We start from the raw sequence: 17182 nt of genomic DNA, 5'->3' as shown, positions 1-17182 counted from the left end.
CGTCTCCTCCTTATTTAATAAAATCAATGGAACAGTTGCCTGCTTTATTAATCGCTGCCTGTCTTTCATTCCAGGTCATTGGCGAATGTTCGCTTTTCACTTCGACCATATCTATCGCTCCATCTACAGGACAGACAATCGCACAAAGATTACAGCCAACACAATCTTCTTCTCTTACCTTTAAATACCCATTTCCTTTCTCACCTTTTAGCATATCGATACACTGATGCGAGGTGTCTTCACAGGCAATATGACACTTATTGCAATGAATACAAACATCGTTATTAATGTTGGCAACAATTTTATAAGTAAGATCTAAATTACCCCAGTCTGAATATTTCGGTACACTTTTACCGATGAGGTCAGTAACTGATGCAATCCCTTTTTCATCTAAATAATTTGAAAGACCATCTATCATATCTTCGACAATCCTAAAGCCGTGATGCATCGCTGCTGTACATACTTGAACACCAGTTGCCCCCATCAGCATAAATTCAACAGCATTTTGCCAATTTGACACTCCACCCATTCCAGAAATAGGCACGTTGATGTGAGGATTACGAGCACATTCAGCTACCATATTAAGAGCAATGGGTTTTACCGCTGGCCCGCAATAACCACCATGTGCCCCCTTTCCTGCAACATGTGGAATCGTATTCCATGAGTCGATATCAACACCAGCTAAACTATTAATGGTGTTAATCATACTTACCGCATCTGCACCACCTTGGACTGCAGCTTCTGCTGTTACGGTAATATCTGTGATGTTTGGTGTTAATTTAACTATGACTGGTGTTTGCGCCACTTCTTTCACCCAGTATGTTTGTTTCTCTACTAATTCGGGGACTTGACCTGAAGCAGCTCCCATTCCCCTCTCAGCCATTCCATGAGGACAGCCAAAGTTTAATTCAAGTCCATCAACACCAATGGCTTCGACCCTTTTTACAATTTCATGCCATTTTTCCTGCTTTGGCTCAACCATAAGAGATGCAATAATGACATGGTTTGGAAATCGTTTTTTTGTTTCAGCAATTTCTTTTAAGTTCACCTCAAGTGGTCGATCAGTTATGAGTTCAATATTATTAAATCCGGCTACTCGTTGCCCATTAAAACTAACAGCAGCAAACCTTGAACTTGTATTAATAATCGGTTCGCCTAACGTTTTCCATACTGCCCCGCCCCAGCCTGCTTCAAATGCTCGTTGCACTTGATAACCAGAGTTCGTTGGAGGAGCTGAAGCTAACCAAAACGGGTTCGGTGATTCAATACCAGCAAAATTCATTCGTAAATCAGCCATTTATCTTCCTCCTGATTACGCAGTTTCTGAAGCAAAACCAAATAATTTTTTATGAATGGCATAGGCTGTTTGTTTCCCCTGCTCCGCTGCTGTAACAACCATTGCTTCTCCTTGCCCTTTGCCAAAAATCACATCACCACAGGCATAAATATTTTCTTTTGACGTTTGAAATGACTCTTCTGAAATTGTGACCACGCCTTCCTTGTGGGCTAAACCAAACTCTTCAATTAACGTAATGTAACGTGATTGACCAATCGCTTTTATAATGACATCTACTTTTAATGTAAATTCTGACCCTTCCACTGGGATTGGACTTCGACGTCCATCCTCCCCTTGCTCACCAAGGGTCATTTTTACACATTCAATTCCTTTTACCTGACCATTGCCATCTGTAATAATTCGTTTTGGCGCGGTTAGCCATCTAAATTCAACACCATCTTGTTTAGCAAATTCATATTCAAAATCATACGCAGTCATTTCTTCTTCCGTTCTGCGGTATAATATTTTCACATTTTCTGCCCCAAGTCTTACGGAACAAGTCGCTGCATCAATTGCTGTATTTCCGGCTCCAATGACGACCACTCTTTTCCCAACATAATCTGTTGTCAGCTCAGAAGTCTTCGTTGCCTTCACAAAGTCAATCGCATCGTACACACCATTTGCATTTTCCCCTTCAATTCCAAGAGCAGGAACATGAGCCATCCCAGTTGCCAAAACAATAACGTCGAATTGGTCTGTAATTTCCCTCACAGAGTTATCTTGACCAACTTTTGTATTCGTTTTTATCTCAACGCCTAAGCTCTTCACTTGATTTACTTCCCAAAACGAAATGACTTGAGGGAGCCGAAAAGAAACAATTCCATACGTATTTAATCCCCCCGCTTTATCCGCAGCTTCATATATCGTTACCTCATAGCCTAGAAGGGAAAGTTCTCTCGCTGCAGATAGTCCTGCAGGTCCCCCACCAACAATTGCAACCGTTTTTCCATTCTTTTGTCCTCGTGAAAAAAGAATCTGTTCGTTTTTAATGGCCCAATCTGTTGCATATCTTTGCAAGTCACCAATTAAGATTGGTTTGGTCGAATGATTCAACACACAGGCTCCTTCACAAAGCTCTTCAGTCGGACAAACTCTGGCACAACTTGCCCCAATAGGGTTTGCAGTCATAATTGTTTTTGCGGAGCCTTTAAGATTATGAGATGCAATTTTTTTAATAAACGTTGGAATATCAATACCTGTTGGACAAGCTTGAATACAGGGGGCGTCATAACAATACAGACAGCGATTTGCTTCTTCTATCGCTTCCTGTCGAGTTAAGCCAGGATGAACTTCCTGGAACTTTTTCTCTATTTCCCGTAATGAAGTTGTTTGTTTATCGGTCAAGGAAATACCTCCTTTTCTTCAGTTCAGTAGAATCGTTGGCATTAGAATAAAAGTATTGAAGGAGTAATGAGGAATGGTGGACTAGGCTTTACACTTATGTTAGGAAGAGGGGTAGTATGTAAAGCCATTTATATTTAGATCAAGGTAGAAGAGCTGTCATATCTTTATAGGTTTCAGGACGACGGTCTCGGTAAAACTGCCAAGTATCTCGCACTTCCCGTATCATCCTTTTATCCATTTCACCAATTATAATTTCATCTTTATCGCGGCTACCCATCGCTACAAAACTACCTCTTGGGTCGGCTAAGTAAGATTGTCCGTAGAATTCACCCATATTCCATGGCGCTTCTACACCTACACGGTTAATAGCTGCAATATAATAGCCATTGGCAACAGCATGAGCGGGTTGTTCCAATTTCCATAAATATTCGGATAAACCAGCGACGGTAGCAGAAGGATTAAATACAATTTCAGCTCCATGTAATCCAAGTAAACGTGCTCCCTCTGGGAAGTGGCGGTCATAACAAATGTACACTCCAACCTTAGCAAACGCTGTATCAAATACTTGGTACCCATTGTTTCCGGGTTTAAAATAATATTTCTCCCAGAATCCGCACCCCTCGTTGCCAACTCCTACATGAGGAATGTGTTGTTTTCTATATTTACCTAAGTACGAGCCATCTGCATCTATTACAGCAGCAGTATTGTAATAGGTTGAGATTCCTTCTCGTTCATAAATAGGTAAGATAATAACAATTTCTAATTCTTTGGCCAACTCCTGAAATAGCTTTGTTGTTGGTCCATTTGGAATTTCCTCCGCACTTTCATACCATTTGGTGGTTTGCTCAGCACAAAAATATGGACCATAGAAAATTTCCTGTAAACAGACGATTTGTGCACCTTTATTCTTGGCTTCTCTTACAAGGGCAATATGCTTTTCAATGGCCTTCTCTTTGTGTACCTCTACAGGTTCATCACCATGAACATCATGAGAAGCTTGAATAAGTCCAATCGTTACTTTGTCAGACATAATACCGCCTCCTACTCTTAGTTAAATTTGCCGAATGTTCAAAATTTAAAATCTACTATTACCCATTTTAAATACAAACTATCTCAGAGACACTAGACAAAATGTAAAAAGCCAGATCCTTATTGTTTTGCACTTTGTAAAGCATTGTCCGAAATTGAACTATACAACGATTATATGCTTGTATCGTAACAGTTAGATTCCTCCCATTATAGTAATTTGGTAATTTTTCTCACTATCGAATCCTCCCGAAAACCCGCAGCATTTGAAATGGTGTGAGTAAATCCCTAAAAAAAACACCTATCTGGTTATACTTAGAATTGAATCAGAGGGCACTGAAAAAGTTCGGTTTTTAACTTTTACAGTGCCCTCATCCAATCATGGATTTTTATCCTAACAAAAATCCCGCAAGTTCTGGAAACAACCTTACGGGATTCGTTTTATTCTTTTATTAAAGGAAGAGTAATTGTAATTGTTGTTCCAATATTAACCTGACTAGTAATTTCAATGCTACCATGATGAGAATCTATGATTTTATGGCTAACCATTAAACCTAAGCCTGTCCCTTTTTCCTTTAGCGTATAAAAGGGCTCTCCTAAACGAGGTATAATCTCTTCTGGTATTCCGCAACCCTCATCAATGATAGAAATGGTTACATTATCATCGGTAACAAAGATTTGGGTCTTGATATTACCTCCGTCAGGCATAGCTTCCATTGCGTTTTTATATAGGTTTATAAACACTTGCTTTAATTGATTCACATCACAATATACAAAGGCAGATTCTTCATTTACTTCTAGAAAAATCTCTATACTGTTTAATATGGTTTGTGGTCGAAGAAATTGAATCACCTTTTCAACAATTTCAATAATATCAGTCTTAATATATTTAACAGCCTGTGGCTTAGCCACGACCATAAATTCATTTGTTATCATCTCAAGTCGACTTATTTCATTAAGCATAATGGTTAAATAATCATTTTTCTGTTCTTTTTCTTCTGTTTGAATTAGCTGCAAAAACCCTTTAATCGTTGTTAATGGATTTCTTATTTCATGTGCAAACCCAGCAGCTAATTCTCCAATGACTGACAATTTCTCTGATTTCCGTAGCAATTCTTCTGTTTTTATAAGTGTAGTGATGTCACTTATCGTCCCTATTAATTCGACAACCTTTCCTTCTCGTCTTAATGGAATAACAGAAAATAATAATACCTCTCCAACAGCTGAGTAATGATTATAGACAATTTCTTCACCGTTCCAAGCCTTCCATAGCAGCGTTTCAACTTCACTTGAAATGAGTAGCGGAAAGGCTTGTTTTACATCCATACCGATAATCGCTTCTGGAATGATACCTTTTTGATGTACCAATTTACCATCGACCAATGTAATGACAAAAACGCCGTTTTGCTTTTTCAATTTAAATATAACACCATGATGCTGTTGAATTGTCTCTTGTAATTCTCTTCGTGCTTGTTCTATTTTCCTCTCCGCTTTCACTTGAACAGAGATATCTCTAATCATAATTGCAAACAACTTTGTGCTTTTGCTTAAAATCGGTGCACTTGTTAAATAAACGTCGACTTCGTAATTATCTATACTTTTTAACGTTGTCTGGAAATGATCTGTACCTTTCTTTCTTTTTTTATTTTCAATATATTTTTGAATTGCATATTTGACTTCCCGCTCAGCTTTTGTTTCATAACCAAAGGTTAGTTCAAATGCCTGATTTCTACGGATTATTTTATTTTGACTAAGATTATAGATGACCATTGCATCCTTGGTTTCTTGAAAGAAAGAGACTAGCTGGCTTTCTAAATCAGCAAGTTGTTGTTCGGTATGATGTTTTTTCTCAAATGGGCGATGAAGATAAAAGTAATAAAAACCCTTAAGAATGTAAAAATAGCCAATAACTTTAAAGATGTGCCCAATGATAATCGTTGCATCATTGACATCTGTATATACAGTGAGAGACAAACTAGCCAGGATTAAAAAATAAAAGGCCAATATTAAGTTTAAATAATAAGCATTTTTATCTCTTTTATACACTTTCCATAAATATACAATCGCTATAAGATGAATAAAAGCTACGCCATATTCAATTGAATTTTTTATCGTCGTTGGTCCAATTCCAGGTTCCACTAGTATAGGGAGGACATTTGAATATGAGGATATCACATATTTTAAGGTAAACACCAATCCAGACGTTATCAATAAGACGACGTACTTCATGTAAGGTCTGCCAACAGTTTGGTCTCGATGATGAAGTGCTAATATCATTACAATCGTGAACGCTTCGGTTAAACGCGCAATAAGCCAAAACCACACCGATGCTTGTAAATTGGGTTCTAACAAATTAACGCCAGGATACGAAAAGGTATGTACTAAGTCAAAAAAGGCAACAACCATAAATCCAATGGTCAATACAAATGTTGGTAGGGATTTGGTAATTGAAAATGTAAACCAACCATAAATCACTATCGAAACAGAAATAGCTACACTTATCATCTCTAATATCGTATGTGCAAGTAGATGATTTTCAATATGTAAATAAATTGAAATATGGGAAAAAAGAGCCAACAGGGAAAGTAAGCCAACTACAGCTATAGTAACAGTGTTTTTCTCTATCTTTGTTAAACCCATTGATTTCACCTCCACACCTTTAATAATATGCTGAAAAATGTCAAATTGTAAGAGTTTCGACAAAAATAGATTCCGTTTGACATGACTTTTTAGCTATAGATTACTTTCGCCTTTTTGTACATAAACCCTCTATTTTTTTCGAACAATAACAACATGAATTAAGGAGTGATGATGTTTTGAAAAGCGCAGACGCGAGTCACGGAGAAAAAACAATTAAGTGGTGGCAACTATCATTACTTGGAGTAGCATGTACAATTGGTACTGGCTTTTTTCTTGGGTCAAGCATTGCCATCAATATGGCTGGACCATCTGTTGTTTTGGCTTACGTCTTAGCAGCAATAGGTACTTATGTCGTATTTGAAGCTCTCGCTAAAATGACAATTGCAGACCCACAAAAAGGTTCTTTTCGAACATATGCTAAAAAAGCATATGGTCGGTGGGCTGGTTTTAGTAGTGGTTGGGTGTATTGGGCATCAGAGATGCTTATTATGGGAAGTCAACTAACGGCTTTGTCTATTTTTACGCGCCTCTGGTTTCCGAACGTACCACTTTGGATGTTAGCTAGCGTTTATGCTGTTCTAGGAATTATTGTAGTCTTACTTGGATCAAAAGGATTTGACCGGATTGAAAATGTACTAGCTGTCATCAAGATTGCAGCCATTGTAATGTTTATTATCCTTGCTGTACTCGCATTATTTGGTGTGTTAAATGGAGGAAGCCCTGAGAAAGATACAATTCCAACATCAATACCATCTCTTTTTCCGAATGGATTCACAGGGTTTTGGTCATCGTTAATATTTGGTTTTTATGGGTATGCTGGAATTGAAATTATGGGGTTATTAGCCGTTCGTTTGAAAAAAATGACCGATGCCCCTAAGTCAGGAAAAGTCATGTTGTTATTATTAGCTGTTATTTATGTGTCTTCAATTGGACTTGCTCTTACACTTGTAAGGTGGAATCACTTTTCCACAGAGCAGAGCCCTTTTATAACAGCATTAGCAGACTTTAACATCCCATATATCCCTCATATTTTTAATGGGGTTTTTATTATTGCCGGTTTCTCAACCATGGCTGCGTCTCTTTTTGCTGTGACAAGTATCCTTGTTACGTTAGCAGCTGACAGAGATGCACCAGCTATTTTTGAGAAGAAAATAAAAAATAAAGTGGCATTGCCAGCTATCTGCCTCACCACTTTAGGGATTATTGCTTCAATCGTTTTGGCTTTAATCATGCCAGAACGAATTTATGAATATGTAACAACAGCCGCTAGTTTAATGCTTCTTTATAACTGGATTTTTATTCTTTGCTCATACAAACGGTTAACTAAACTAAAGGCCGGTGATAATGTAAAACGACTGCTCGGGTTACTACTCGTATTGCTTGGTGTGAGTGGAACTTTATTTCATCATACAAGTCGTCCAGGTTTTTTTGTAAGTCTTATGTTTATCATCGTGATTGCGATTGTCACATTAATTATGAGGAAACATTGGAAGAAAGAAGATGACCCAACAGATAAGGGAACTCTTTTTACAAAAATATAACGTCAAAAGCTTGTATGGCGAAATATATTCCAAATCCAATAAGTGAAAGACCTGATAGAATTGAAATTGTTTTTAGAAGGCGGGTCGTCAAGTACTTTCGTAATGTACTTGATAGGCCTGCCATTGTAATATCCCAAATCGTAATCCCTACAAAAATCGCCGCAGTATATAACATCACTTTATGCGCCCCGTACGTATGTACCGTTTTTGTTAACACCGATCCAAAGATACCAAGCCAAAACAAAATCGTAAGCGGATTAAACAAAGAGATAAAAAAACCAGACATAAATGATTTAAAGTGAGAACCTTCACTCGTTCTTTCACTCTTCACCTTTACTTCGTTCGCCCCTAATAAACTCTCATACCCCGTATACATTAATACAAAGGCACCGAATATCCATAGAAAAGTTTGCATAAATGGCAGATCAATAAAATGAACGACTCCTAAAAAAACAAGAAGCATATAAAATCCATCAGCCACAGTTGCTCCTAATCCAACTATCCAAGCGTGCAAAAACCCTTTTTTAATGCCGGTATCAAGTTGAGCTGCATTAACTGGCCCGATTGGTGCCGCCAGTGACAACCCTAAAAACACATACCCTAAGAACAAACTCATAGAACACCCTCCAGTAAACAATTGACACGTTGGACAACTTACCGCTTGTACATTGTATTCATGGAAGTCCTGTTCTAACACAAAAAAATGGATAGCCTTATTGAATATTTCTTTTATTTGGGAAGGTGCGATTGAATAAAGACAGGGACAAAAGGTAACTACCTTTTATCCCTGCCCTCTTGTCCTAGTATGGTCTCAATCTTTTATAACTTCCTCTTCGCTTTCTTTTTCTTGTTTTTTCCGGTCCTTTCCTTTTTTAAAGCGGTATGCTAAATAAGCGATGTAGAGTGGCGTTGCAATGTAAATCAAGTAAGGGAATTGACCATATGTCCCTTGATAAATAACAAACAGTAAAGACCCTAAAAATATCGTGACAATCGTTCCATACTTCGGTAATGGAACTTCCTTTAAACTCGGTATTTTAAGCTTACTCACCATAAGAAAACATAATGCCGTAAAAATAACGGTTGTAATAATCTCTGGGAAATAACCACCGAATAACGTTAATAAAGCCAATATTCCACCTGCAGCTGTTATCGGTACACCAGTAAAATAATTGGAAGATGCTTTCGTCGTGCTAATATTAAATCGAGCTAGACGATATGCACCGAATAAAGGAAACAACCCGGCTACCGCAAATCCTAGCAGTCCAAACTGAAAGAAATATGTATAATACACTAAAAATGATGGGGCCACGCCAAACGTAACAATATCTGCTAAAGAGTCTAATTCCTTACCCAACTCAGAATCAGCATTCAACATTCTTGCAAGTCGTCCATCCATACTGTCTAACATCATTCCAATTAAAATCAAAATCGCTGCGTTTTTATATTGTCCATCAGCAGCAAAACCGATCGATAAAAAGCCGCAATATAAGTTTCCTAATGTGAACATGTTCGGAATCATTTTCATAAATGGCATACGCATACGTTCTTATCACTCTCCGACAATGAATCATTTACTTAGTATCTTCCATTATACACTTTATATAAGTCAATTGTATAAGGAAACAAAAAAAGAACTGCTAACCGGAGGGCATTGAAAAAGTTGGTTTGTACTTTTTCAGTGGCCTCCAGTTTTTAACTTTTTACAGTGCCTTCGCTAACCGTCTTTTCTTAGATGTGATCGGTAGCAGTGAAACCTATACTTTTTTCGTGAATTACCCCAATGATAAAAATACGACAACAGGGATACCTTCCCTATTGTCGTCCTTTTCCCTTTTCTGCTTTATCATTTATGAACTCTTCTACTTCTTGAAGCGTAGGCATTCCTGCTTGTGCACCAAATTTTAAAACAGACAGTGCACTTGCCGCCACCGCAAATTGACTAGCTTCCACTATCGACTTTCCTTCACATAAGGCAACAGCAAGGGCGCCATTAAACGTATCGCCAGCCCCGGTTGTATCTACCACTTGCACACGATGTGCGGGGATTGCTATATTTCCTTCTTTTGCTTTAATCGAAACGCCTTCTTCTCCTTTTGTAATGACCATCTCACCTTTACATAAAGGCACATCTAGTTGCTTCACTTCATGTTCATTCGGTGTGATGTAATCAACAGTCTCTAAGAGAAAAGCAGGTAAGGCTTGGATTGGCGCTGGGTTTACTATAATTTTTGTTTGATAACGATTAGCAATCAACGCCACCGCTTCAACGGTAGCAATCGGGATTTCAAGCTGAATCAAGACGATATCGCTGTCCTTAATCACCTGTTCCTTTTCTTTAATATACTCGGGCGTAACATATGAATTCGCACCTGGCACTACAACGATTTGATTCTCTCCCCCAGAAACCGTGATTGCGGCAATACCGGTTTCAACCCCTTTGATCTGTTTCACATGGTCGGTTACGATTCCTTCACGCTCAAGTACTTGAAGTGATTGTATTCCAAACGCATCATCACCTACACAGCCAATCATCGTCACTTCAGCACCTAGTCTTGCTGCGGCTACCGCTTGATTTGCACCCTTCCCTCCTGTTACCGTTTTAAAATCTGAACCAATACGGGTCTCACCTGGGATAGGAAAAGTATCAACGACTGTGACTAAATCCATATTTATACTTCCAACTACAACTATACGTGAACTCATGCATGCGCCTCCGAACAATGGTCATTTTGAAACGAGCTGTCCTTCTCCCTTACGATATTCACTCGGTGTAAGGTTTACTTTCTTTTTAAATACTTGGCTAAAATACCTGGGATCTGTATATCCTACAAGCTCTGCAATTTCATATGTCTTTTTAGAAGTATGCTTAAGAAGAAACAGTGCTTTTTCCATTCTAATGTTAGTTAAATATTCAAGACAAGTGATACCTGTTCCTTTTTTGAATACAACACTTAACCGACTGACACTCAATCCCACATGGTCGGCAATGTCATCAATACCGATATCTTCTTCAAACGAACCTTTCATAAATTCCATCGCTTTTACTACGACATTGTCTGTTCCCGATTTCTTATTTTTTAATTGATTGACGTCGTTCATCGTAATGACTTTCTTTTCTGCGAATAAGTTTTTATAACGTAAGCATGTAAGCGCTTGCTTATGACCGTCATATATATCCCGTAATCCGTATAATATATTTCCGACACCAAAATGAATATCAACTGGAAAGTGATTCAACATTTTTCGAACTGAATCTTTTTCCACTCGAAGTAACGAATTACGATTTTGACTACAGAAAATAATGGAGTACAACGTTGGTTCTACTTTAAGCACAAAGATAGACACATCCGAATGATAAACGGTACCCACTTTTTGGCGAATAAACTCTTCATTTAAAATCGTGTGGGTCGACGTTTCTAGACAAACCATCTTAAAAAAACAAGCATCTAGTTCATGATGAATTGGGTTTCCTCCGGATATCGCTTCAAACAATATATTTTTATAAACCATTTGTAATTGTTCTACCTCTTCTTTAATCTCTTTAGATATTTTTTCGACTGACCTGTATAACTCATCATAATCAATTGGTTTTAAAATATAATCACTCGCTCCGTACTTCATGGCATCTCTTGCATAACTAAACTCATCATAACCGGATAAAATAATCGCCTTGCTTTTTGGATTGATTTCTTTGATATTTTTCAAAAGCTCAATCCCATCCATAACCGGCATTCGGATATCAGTAATAACGATATCTGGAGCGAATTGCTGATATTTCTTCAACGCCTCTTTGCCATTTCGTGCAGTCCCAACAACAGTACAGTGTAATTCTTCCCAGGCTATTGTTTTCAACAAGCTCTTTACAATGAGTTGCTCATCATCAACAAGTAACAGTTTATAATCCACGAACCCTCACCTCGGTAATTGGAATTGTTATTTTTATGACAGTCCCGACGCCTTTAGTGGAACAAATAATAACGCCGTATGAATCCCCGTAATATAAGCGAATTCTTTCGTAAACATTTTGAATTCCTAATCCTAAGTTCATATTCCTTTTTTCATTGACTGCCTGTAACGCTTCTTCGGTAAAGCCAACACCATCATCCTCAACCAAAAAGATAAGTCGACCCTCAGACATCCTTCCGATAACTTTAATTGTTGAATAGAATTCATCCTTAAGTTCAATTCCATGAATGATTGCATTTTCAATAATCGGTTGTAAAATCAACTTTAACGTCGAGAATTCCAACATTTTCGGGTCAACATCGATAACAAATGAAAATAAATCTCCATGTCTAACCTTTTGAATTTCTAAATAACTTTGGATATGTTGTATTTCATCTTTTACTTTAATCATTGGCGATTTACTAAAGCTGATTCTCAATAACTTTCCTAAATTGACCGTCATTCTACTAATATCTTTTTGACCTTGTAGAGCTGCCATTGCGTTAATCGACTCAAGAGTATTGTAAAGAAAATGCGGATTAATTTGTGCCTGTAGCGCTTTAAATTCTGCTTCCTCTTTGGATTGTTGTTCCTTTTTGACCTGATAGAGCAACTGTTTAATCCGTTTTACCATCCTGTTAAACCCAAGGGCCATTGTATTCATTTCATGTGAAGCATAAGAGGGCATTTCTACGTCTAATTGCCCACTTGCGACTTTCTTCATGCTTGTATTTAATGAGTCGATGAAATATACAATTTTTCTAATATAGACAAAGTTAAAAAGCACTGCTAGCAAAATAACGACAATAACTAATGTAGCTACTGTATATTTGATATCATTTGTTTCTGCCATTAAAAGGTTCAAAGGCTTAATCGACACCAGCGTCCACTCATGGTCCGTTTTAACATACGTAACAAGACTTTTTTCTCCATTCCAACTTTCAATAAATGACCCTTCTTGCTCGCTAAAAATCACACCTGGATGGTCAAATTCAAGAAAATAACCCATCAAATCTTGCTCTGGACTATATAATATTGTTCGGTAATTATCAATAAGCATGATATCTAATGACTCACCTTTGTATAACTCGAAAAAAATACGCTCCAATATATCCGTTTTTACATTGATTAAGAGGAATCCTAAGTTCTCCATCGTATCTCTATCTTTTACAATTCGAAGATGAGTAAAAACAGGTTCGGATGCAGTAAGAATCCGATGACTTTCTGTCGTTCCTAACCAAACGGGCCTTCCATCATTTTCTACTGCTTTTTTTATCCCTCTTTTTAGGTGGGTGTTATTCACATGTAGTGGGTCTCCCAGTCCCTTTTGATAATTCAGTCCTTTTTCTGTAAATAAAACAACCGAATGAATTTTAGGGTTAATATAAAGGAGGTTGGTGAGAGCTTGTTCTATCCGATTTCTCTCATAAATATCATGATAATTCGCATGGAAATCCCAATGTTTTTTAAATGTTTCTTGGACATCGTTTGAAACAATTGCTGTATTGGACAATGAATCAATCTCACTAATAGCTCCGAGGATGTTGAGCTCTGTTGATTTTAAGGTACGGATTGTTTGTTCACTAATTTTTTCTTGGATCATCATTGAGGCCGTATGATAAGATACCATTCCTAATATAACAATTGGTAAGATAACGAGTACGATAAAACCAATAATTACTTTATATTGCAGCCGCATACGACATCCCCTTTACCATTAACCTTTCACTGCCCCTGCAGACATTCCTTCAATCACCTGTTTTTGTAAAACAATAAACATTACGATTATTGGGAAAATTGTGAGTAAAGCTCCTGCAGATAGTGTAGCATAATTCACTTGGTATTGGCTTGCAAAATTTGCCAACCCTACAGGAACTGTTCTCATCTGCTGATTCGAATTAAACAATAACGCTAAAATGAATTCGTTCCAATTATTTAATAAGTTCAAAATAAGAACCGTTGCTAAGGCAGGACGAGTTATGGGCAAAAGTACATTCCAAAACAGTCTAAAAATCCCACACCCATCTATGATCCCTGCTTCTTCAAGCTCTGACGGAAAATGAACCATAAATGAGACTAAAATAAAAATTGTAATCGGCAAATTGAATGCTGTATACGTTAAAATTAGCGCCCAGTGGCTCCCGTACAAATATAAGTCGTTCACTATTAAATATAACGGGATTAATAACGCATTCACAGGGATTAATAGACCAAGCAAAAAGTACTGGTATATTAGAAAATTAGCTTTTTTAAATTTTAACCTTGATAAGGCAAAGGCTGCCATCGCCCCTATAAAAATCGTTACTATACTAGAGGAAACACCGACTAGTAAACTATTTACAAAGTATTGACTTAAATTGGCTGTCTGCCAAGCCTCTTGAAAGTTCTCCCATCTGAACTCAGTCGGTACTGCCCATGGATTCTTAGAGATTTCTTGATTTGTTTTTACAGATGATAAAAAAAGCCAAACAATGGGTGATAAGTAGCAAATGATAAATAGAAGCAATAGAGGATAGAAAAGCTTTGATATGAGTTTTCGCATGTTCATTTATTCTCCCCTCCTTGCTAGACGTTGAAACACTAGTGCGACTGTTAATGTAAATACTAGAATCGCTGTTGCAATGGTACTCCCATACCCATAGTTAAATTCAGTGAATGCCTTAGTGTACATATATGTCGCCATAATTTCAGTCGAATAAGCCGGTCCGCCCCTTGTCATAATGTAGACAATATCAAATGCTCGTAACGAACCTGTAATCGTTAGTAGGATATCAACAGTAATAACTGGCCACATCATCGGGATGATAATCTTGAATGTACGAGTGATGGCACCAGCCCCATCAATATGAGCAGCTTCCAACACATCTTTTGGTATATTTTTAACACCAGCAAGCAATATCACTGTATGAAAACCAAGCCATTGCCATGTATTGGCCACTAGAATCGCTCCCATCGCCGTCTCTGTTTGAGCCAACCATGGTTGTTGAAATTGCTCAAGTCCAATTAAACTTAAAATATAGTTTAACGTTCCTATTTCAGGGTGATAGACAAAATTCCACAACACTCCAACAATAACCGTAGAGAGCACCGTTGGAATGAACACCGCAGTCTTCATAATTGAATCCCCAACGAACGTCTTACTGAGAACAATGGCTAAAAAGAGAGCGAGAGGTGTCCCAATACAAACAGAAAAACCTAGTAACAACAATGTGTTTTGGAAAGCAACATGAAATAGTTGGTCAGAAAGTAACGTCTTATAATTAGATAGACCGATAAACAATTTATCTCCTAAGGCATCCCATTTAAAGAAACTATAATAGATTGATTGAATGATAGGATAAACGATAAAGATTGAATAGATGACTAAAGCTGGCAAAAGAAAGACAACGTACATGCTAGGATTACGTAAGATTCGATTCACTGTCAACACCATCCATTTAGCTAGAGAAGGGAAGCTTACAGCTCCCCTTATTCTTATTACTCTGTTTCGTTTTGTACTTGTTGCATGTTTTTCAACGCGTCTTCAGCTGTTATATTTCCGTTTAACATGCTTTGAATATTATTAAAATAAGCCTGCCTTACAGAAGGTTGAATAATATTGTCATACGCCATATAGGTTTCAGATGCTTCATTAATCGTGTTTAACACCTTACTGAAGACAACACCCGCTTCCAATGGATCAACGGTAAGTTTTAAGGCAGGGACTCGCTTCGCTTCATAAACAATTCGTTGTTGCACTTCCTCAGAAAGCATCGTTTCAAGAAGTTGTACCGCCGCTTCTTTCTTTGCTCCTTCTAAGTTACTAGATAACCCAATTCCAAACGAATAACCTGCGACAATTCTTTCCTGGTCTACAGAGCTACCTTCCGCTTTTGGGAAGTTCATAAATCCAACCTTATCCGCAAATTCTGCATTGCTATCAAACAATTCAGCTTCCCAGCTTCCTGTTAACACCATCGCTGCATCCCCATTAATAAAGGCTGATGATTGTTGGTCATATGGAAGTCCGTTTGCTCCTTCCGTAAATCCACCTGCTGAAATCAATTCAATGAACTTTTCAGTGGCCTCTATATATTCTGGGTTCTCCCAAGAACCCTTGCCTTCAATAATATCTGCGACAACATGACCAGCATAGCGGTCAAGGAAGAACTGCCAAATCATTCCTCCAGGCCATTTGTCTTGGTTCGCAAGCGATATTGGAGTATACCCGGCATCTTTAATCTTTTTTGAAATCTCAATGAGGTCATCAATCGTTTCTGGCGGATTGACTCCCACCTCTTCAAAAATCTCTTTATTATAATAGATTCCTTCTCCAAACCCTTCTAATGGTAAGCCGTACACCCTGCCATCCTTTGTAAAGGCTTCAAGGGAAACAAACTTTTCTTTTAAGCCAGTCTCTTCTAGAAAATCTGTTAAATCAAGCATTCGCTCGGCATTAATATAAGGATCTAGCTCTGAACCACCCCACATCACAAATAAGTCTGGTGGATTTCCTGCAACCATTTCAGCTTTTAACTTCTGCTCCCGATGAGTTTCTTGGTCCATGCCTTCCGTTTCAATGTTGATGTTCGGATGGGCTGCTTGAAAATCGGCTAACACTTCATCATAAATCTCTTTAACGACTTGTTCATGCTCAGCCACCCAAATATGGCGGAAAGAAAGAGAAACCTTTTCATCTGTAGTCTCTGTCACTTCCGTCTCATCTGGTTTATTCTCCTCATTTGACGGATTCTCGTTAGTCGTAGAATTCGAACAAGCCACAACAAAAAACAGAAAAGCCAAGCTCAAAATGAATCCTTGAAACCATTTCTTTTTCATGTTTTGCACCCCCGTTATAGTTAACCGCTTACACTTTCATTGTAGTCTGGCTTGGGGAATCGAGAAATGTGGCGTTTCCCTTAAAAAGGTTTAAATTTCTTTTGTGTTCAATATGGTGTGGGGTTGGGCTGGGGCCATGGGGGATTAACTTTGAATTCCTATCGGATACACGTTCCGCTATTTTCAAAAAAGTCGTTATTTTCGATGCTAACGGACTCAGGAGCCTCTATTTACCCTAAAAACCACTAAAACATGCATATTTTTACTAAATAGGGTCTCTGGTGTCCGTTAAAATCAAAAATATCAAAAAAACCTTGAAATAAGGTCTCCTGAGTCCGTTACGATACTTAACACAAAAAAACAAGAGGGTGGGACAAAAGGTTGTTTAACCTTTTGTTCCACCCTCTAAGCAATGAGCGAACCGCCACCTTCTTTTAAAGCAAGTTGTGAGTGGTTTTCTCACAACTTGCTTTGTGGCGAGTGAAGCCAGTGCAGATATTTTTAACTTGGTCGCTTTGAGGTTTTTTAT

13 protein-coding genes are annotated in these 17182 nt (G+C 37.9%); 1 reads left to right on the top strand and 12 read right to left on the bottom strand.

The window, feature by feature from the left end:
• Nucleotides 1–10: 10 nt before the first annotated feature.
• The 4 genes from preA to BK585_RS05535 all read right to left on the bottom strand — a co-directional run bounded on the left by preA (nucleotide 11) and on the right by BK585_RS05535 (nucleotide 6346).
• Entirely contained in the window at nucleotides 11–1297 is a 1287-nt protein-coding gene (preA, locus tag BK585_RS05550; protein ID WP_078552480.1) for an NAD-dependent dihydropyrimidine dehydrogenase subunit PreA, read from the bottom strand.
• Nucleotides 1298–1312: 15 nt separating this feature from the next.
• The gene (locus tag BK585_RS05545; protein ID WP_078552478.1) at nucleotides 1313–2680 is read right to left on the bottom strand and encodes an NAD(P)-dependent oxidoreductase; all 1368 of its coding nucleotides are present in this window, start codon (nucleotides 2678–2680) and stop codon (nucleotides 1313–1315) included.
• 139 nt (nucleotides 2681–2819) lie between these two features.
• Entirely contained in the window at nucleotides 2820–3710 is an 891-nt protein-coding gene (locus BK585_RS05540; RefSeq protein ID WP_078552476.1) for a nitrilase-related carbon-nitrogen hydrolase, read from the bottom strand.
• A gap of 437 nt (nucleotides 3711–4147) precedes the next feature.
• Nucleotides 4148–6346, bottom strand: a complete 2199-nt coding sequence (locus tag BK585_RS05535; protein ID WP_078552474.1) for an MASE3 domain-containing protein — start codon at nucleotides 6344–6346, stop codon at nucleotides 4148–4150.
• Nucleotides 6347–6522: 176 nt separating this feature from the next.
• Here BK585_RS05535 and BK585_RS05530 point away from each other — a divergent pair, with 176 nt between their 5' ends.
• On the top strand, nucleotides 6523–7887 hold the full coding sequence (locus tag BK585_RS05530) for an amino acid permease (RefSeq protein WP_078552472.1): 1365 nt from the start codon (nucleotides 6523–6525) through the stop codon (nucleotides 7885–7887).
• On the opposite strand, the gene BK585_RS05525 is transcribed toward BK585_RS05530, so the two are convergent.
• From BK585_RS05525 to BK585_RS05490, 8 genes are all read right to left on the bottom strand, one after another.
• Nucleotides 7874–8503 (bottom strand): LysE family translocator, encoded by a 630-nt coding sequence (locus tag BK585_RS05525; protein ID WP_078552470.1) that lies wholly within the window; start codon nucleotides 8501–8503, stop codon nucleotides 7874–7876. The genes BK585_RS05530 and BK585_RS05525 overlap by 14 nt on opposite strands.
• A gap of 195 nt (nucleotides 8504–8698) precedes the next feature.
• Nucleotides 8699–9424 carry a CDP-diacylglycerol--serine O-phosphatidyltransferase gene (gene pssA / locus BK585_RS05520; protein WP_078556635.1) on the bottom strand — a complete coding sequence of 242 codons (726 nt, stop codon included), beginning with the start codon at nucleotides 9422–9424 and terminating at the stop codon, nucleotides 8699–8701.
• 278 nt (nucleotides 9425–9702) lie between these two features.
• A complete protein-coding gene (locus BK585_RS05515) occupies nucleotides 9703–10593 on the bottom strand; it encodes a ribokinase (RefSeq protein ID WP_078552468.1) in 891 nt (296 codons plus the stop codon).
• 21 nt (nucleotides 10594–10614) lie between these two features.
• Nucleotides 10615–11796 carry a response regulator transcription factor gene (locus tag BK585_RS05510; RefSeq protein ID WP_078552467.1) on the bottom strand — a complete coding sequence of 394 codons (1182 nt, stop codon included), beginning with the start codon at nucleotides 11794–11796 and terminating at the stop codon, nucleotides 10615–10617.
• Nucleotides 11786–13534 carry a cache domain-containing sensor histidine kinase gene (locus tag BK585_RS05505; RefSeq protein ID WP_078552465.1) on the bottom strand — a complete coding sequence of 583 codons (1749 nt, stop codon included), beginning with the start codon at nucleotides 13532–13534 and terminating at the stop codon, nucleotides 11786–11788. Before BK585_RS05505 ends, BK585_RS05510 begins: the two co-directional genes overlap by 11 nt.
• Before the next feature lie 18 nt (nucleotides 13535–13552).
• Nucleotides 13553–14383: a carbohydrate ABC transporter permease gene (locus BK585_RS05500; protein WP_078552463.1), complete on the bottom strand. Its 831-nt coding sequence runs from the start codon at nucleotides 14381–14383 to the stop codon at nucleotides 13553–13555.
• Complete coding sequence (locus tag BK585_RS05495; RefSeq protein WP_170885485.1) at nucleotides 14384–15256, bottom strand: carbohydrate ABC transporter permease; 873 nt, start codon at nucleotides 15254–15256, stop codon at nucleotides 14384–14386.
• A 56-nt stretch (nucleotides 15257–15312) separates the two neighbouring features.
• Nucleotides 15313–16653: an extracellular solute-binding protein gene (locus tag BK585_RS05490; protein ID WP_078552459.1), complete on the bottom strand. Its 1341-nt coding sequence runs from the start codon at nucleotides 16651–16653 to the stop codon at nucleotides 15313–15315.
• Nucleotides 16654–17182 lie beyond the last annotated feature (529 nt).

This window comes from Bacillus alkalicellulosilyticus, from assembly GCF_002019795.1.
GTDB classification, from domain to species: Bacteria; Bacillota; Bacilli; order Bacillales; family Bacillaceae_F; genus Bacillus_AO; species Bacillus_AO alkalicellulosilyticum.
This window is presented reverse-complemented; position numbering and strand designations above follow the sequence as displayed.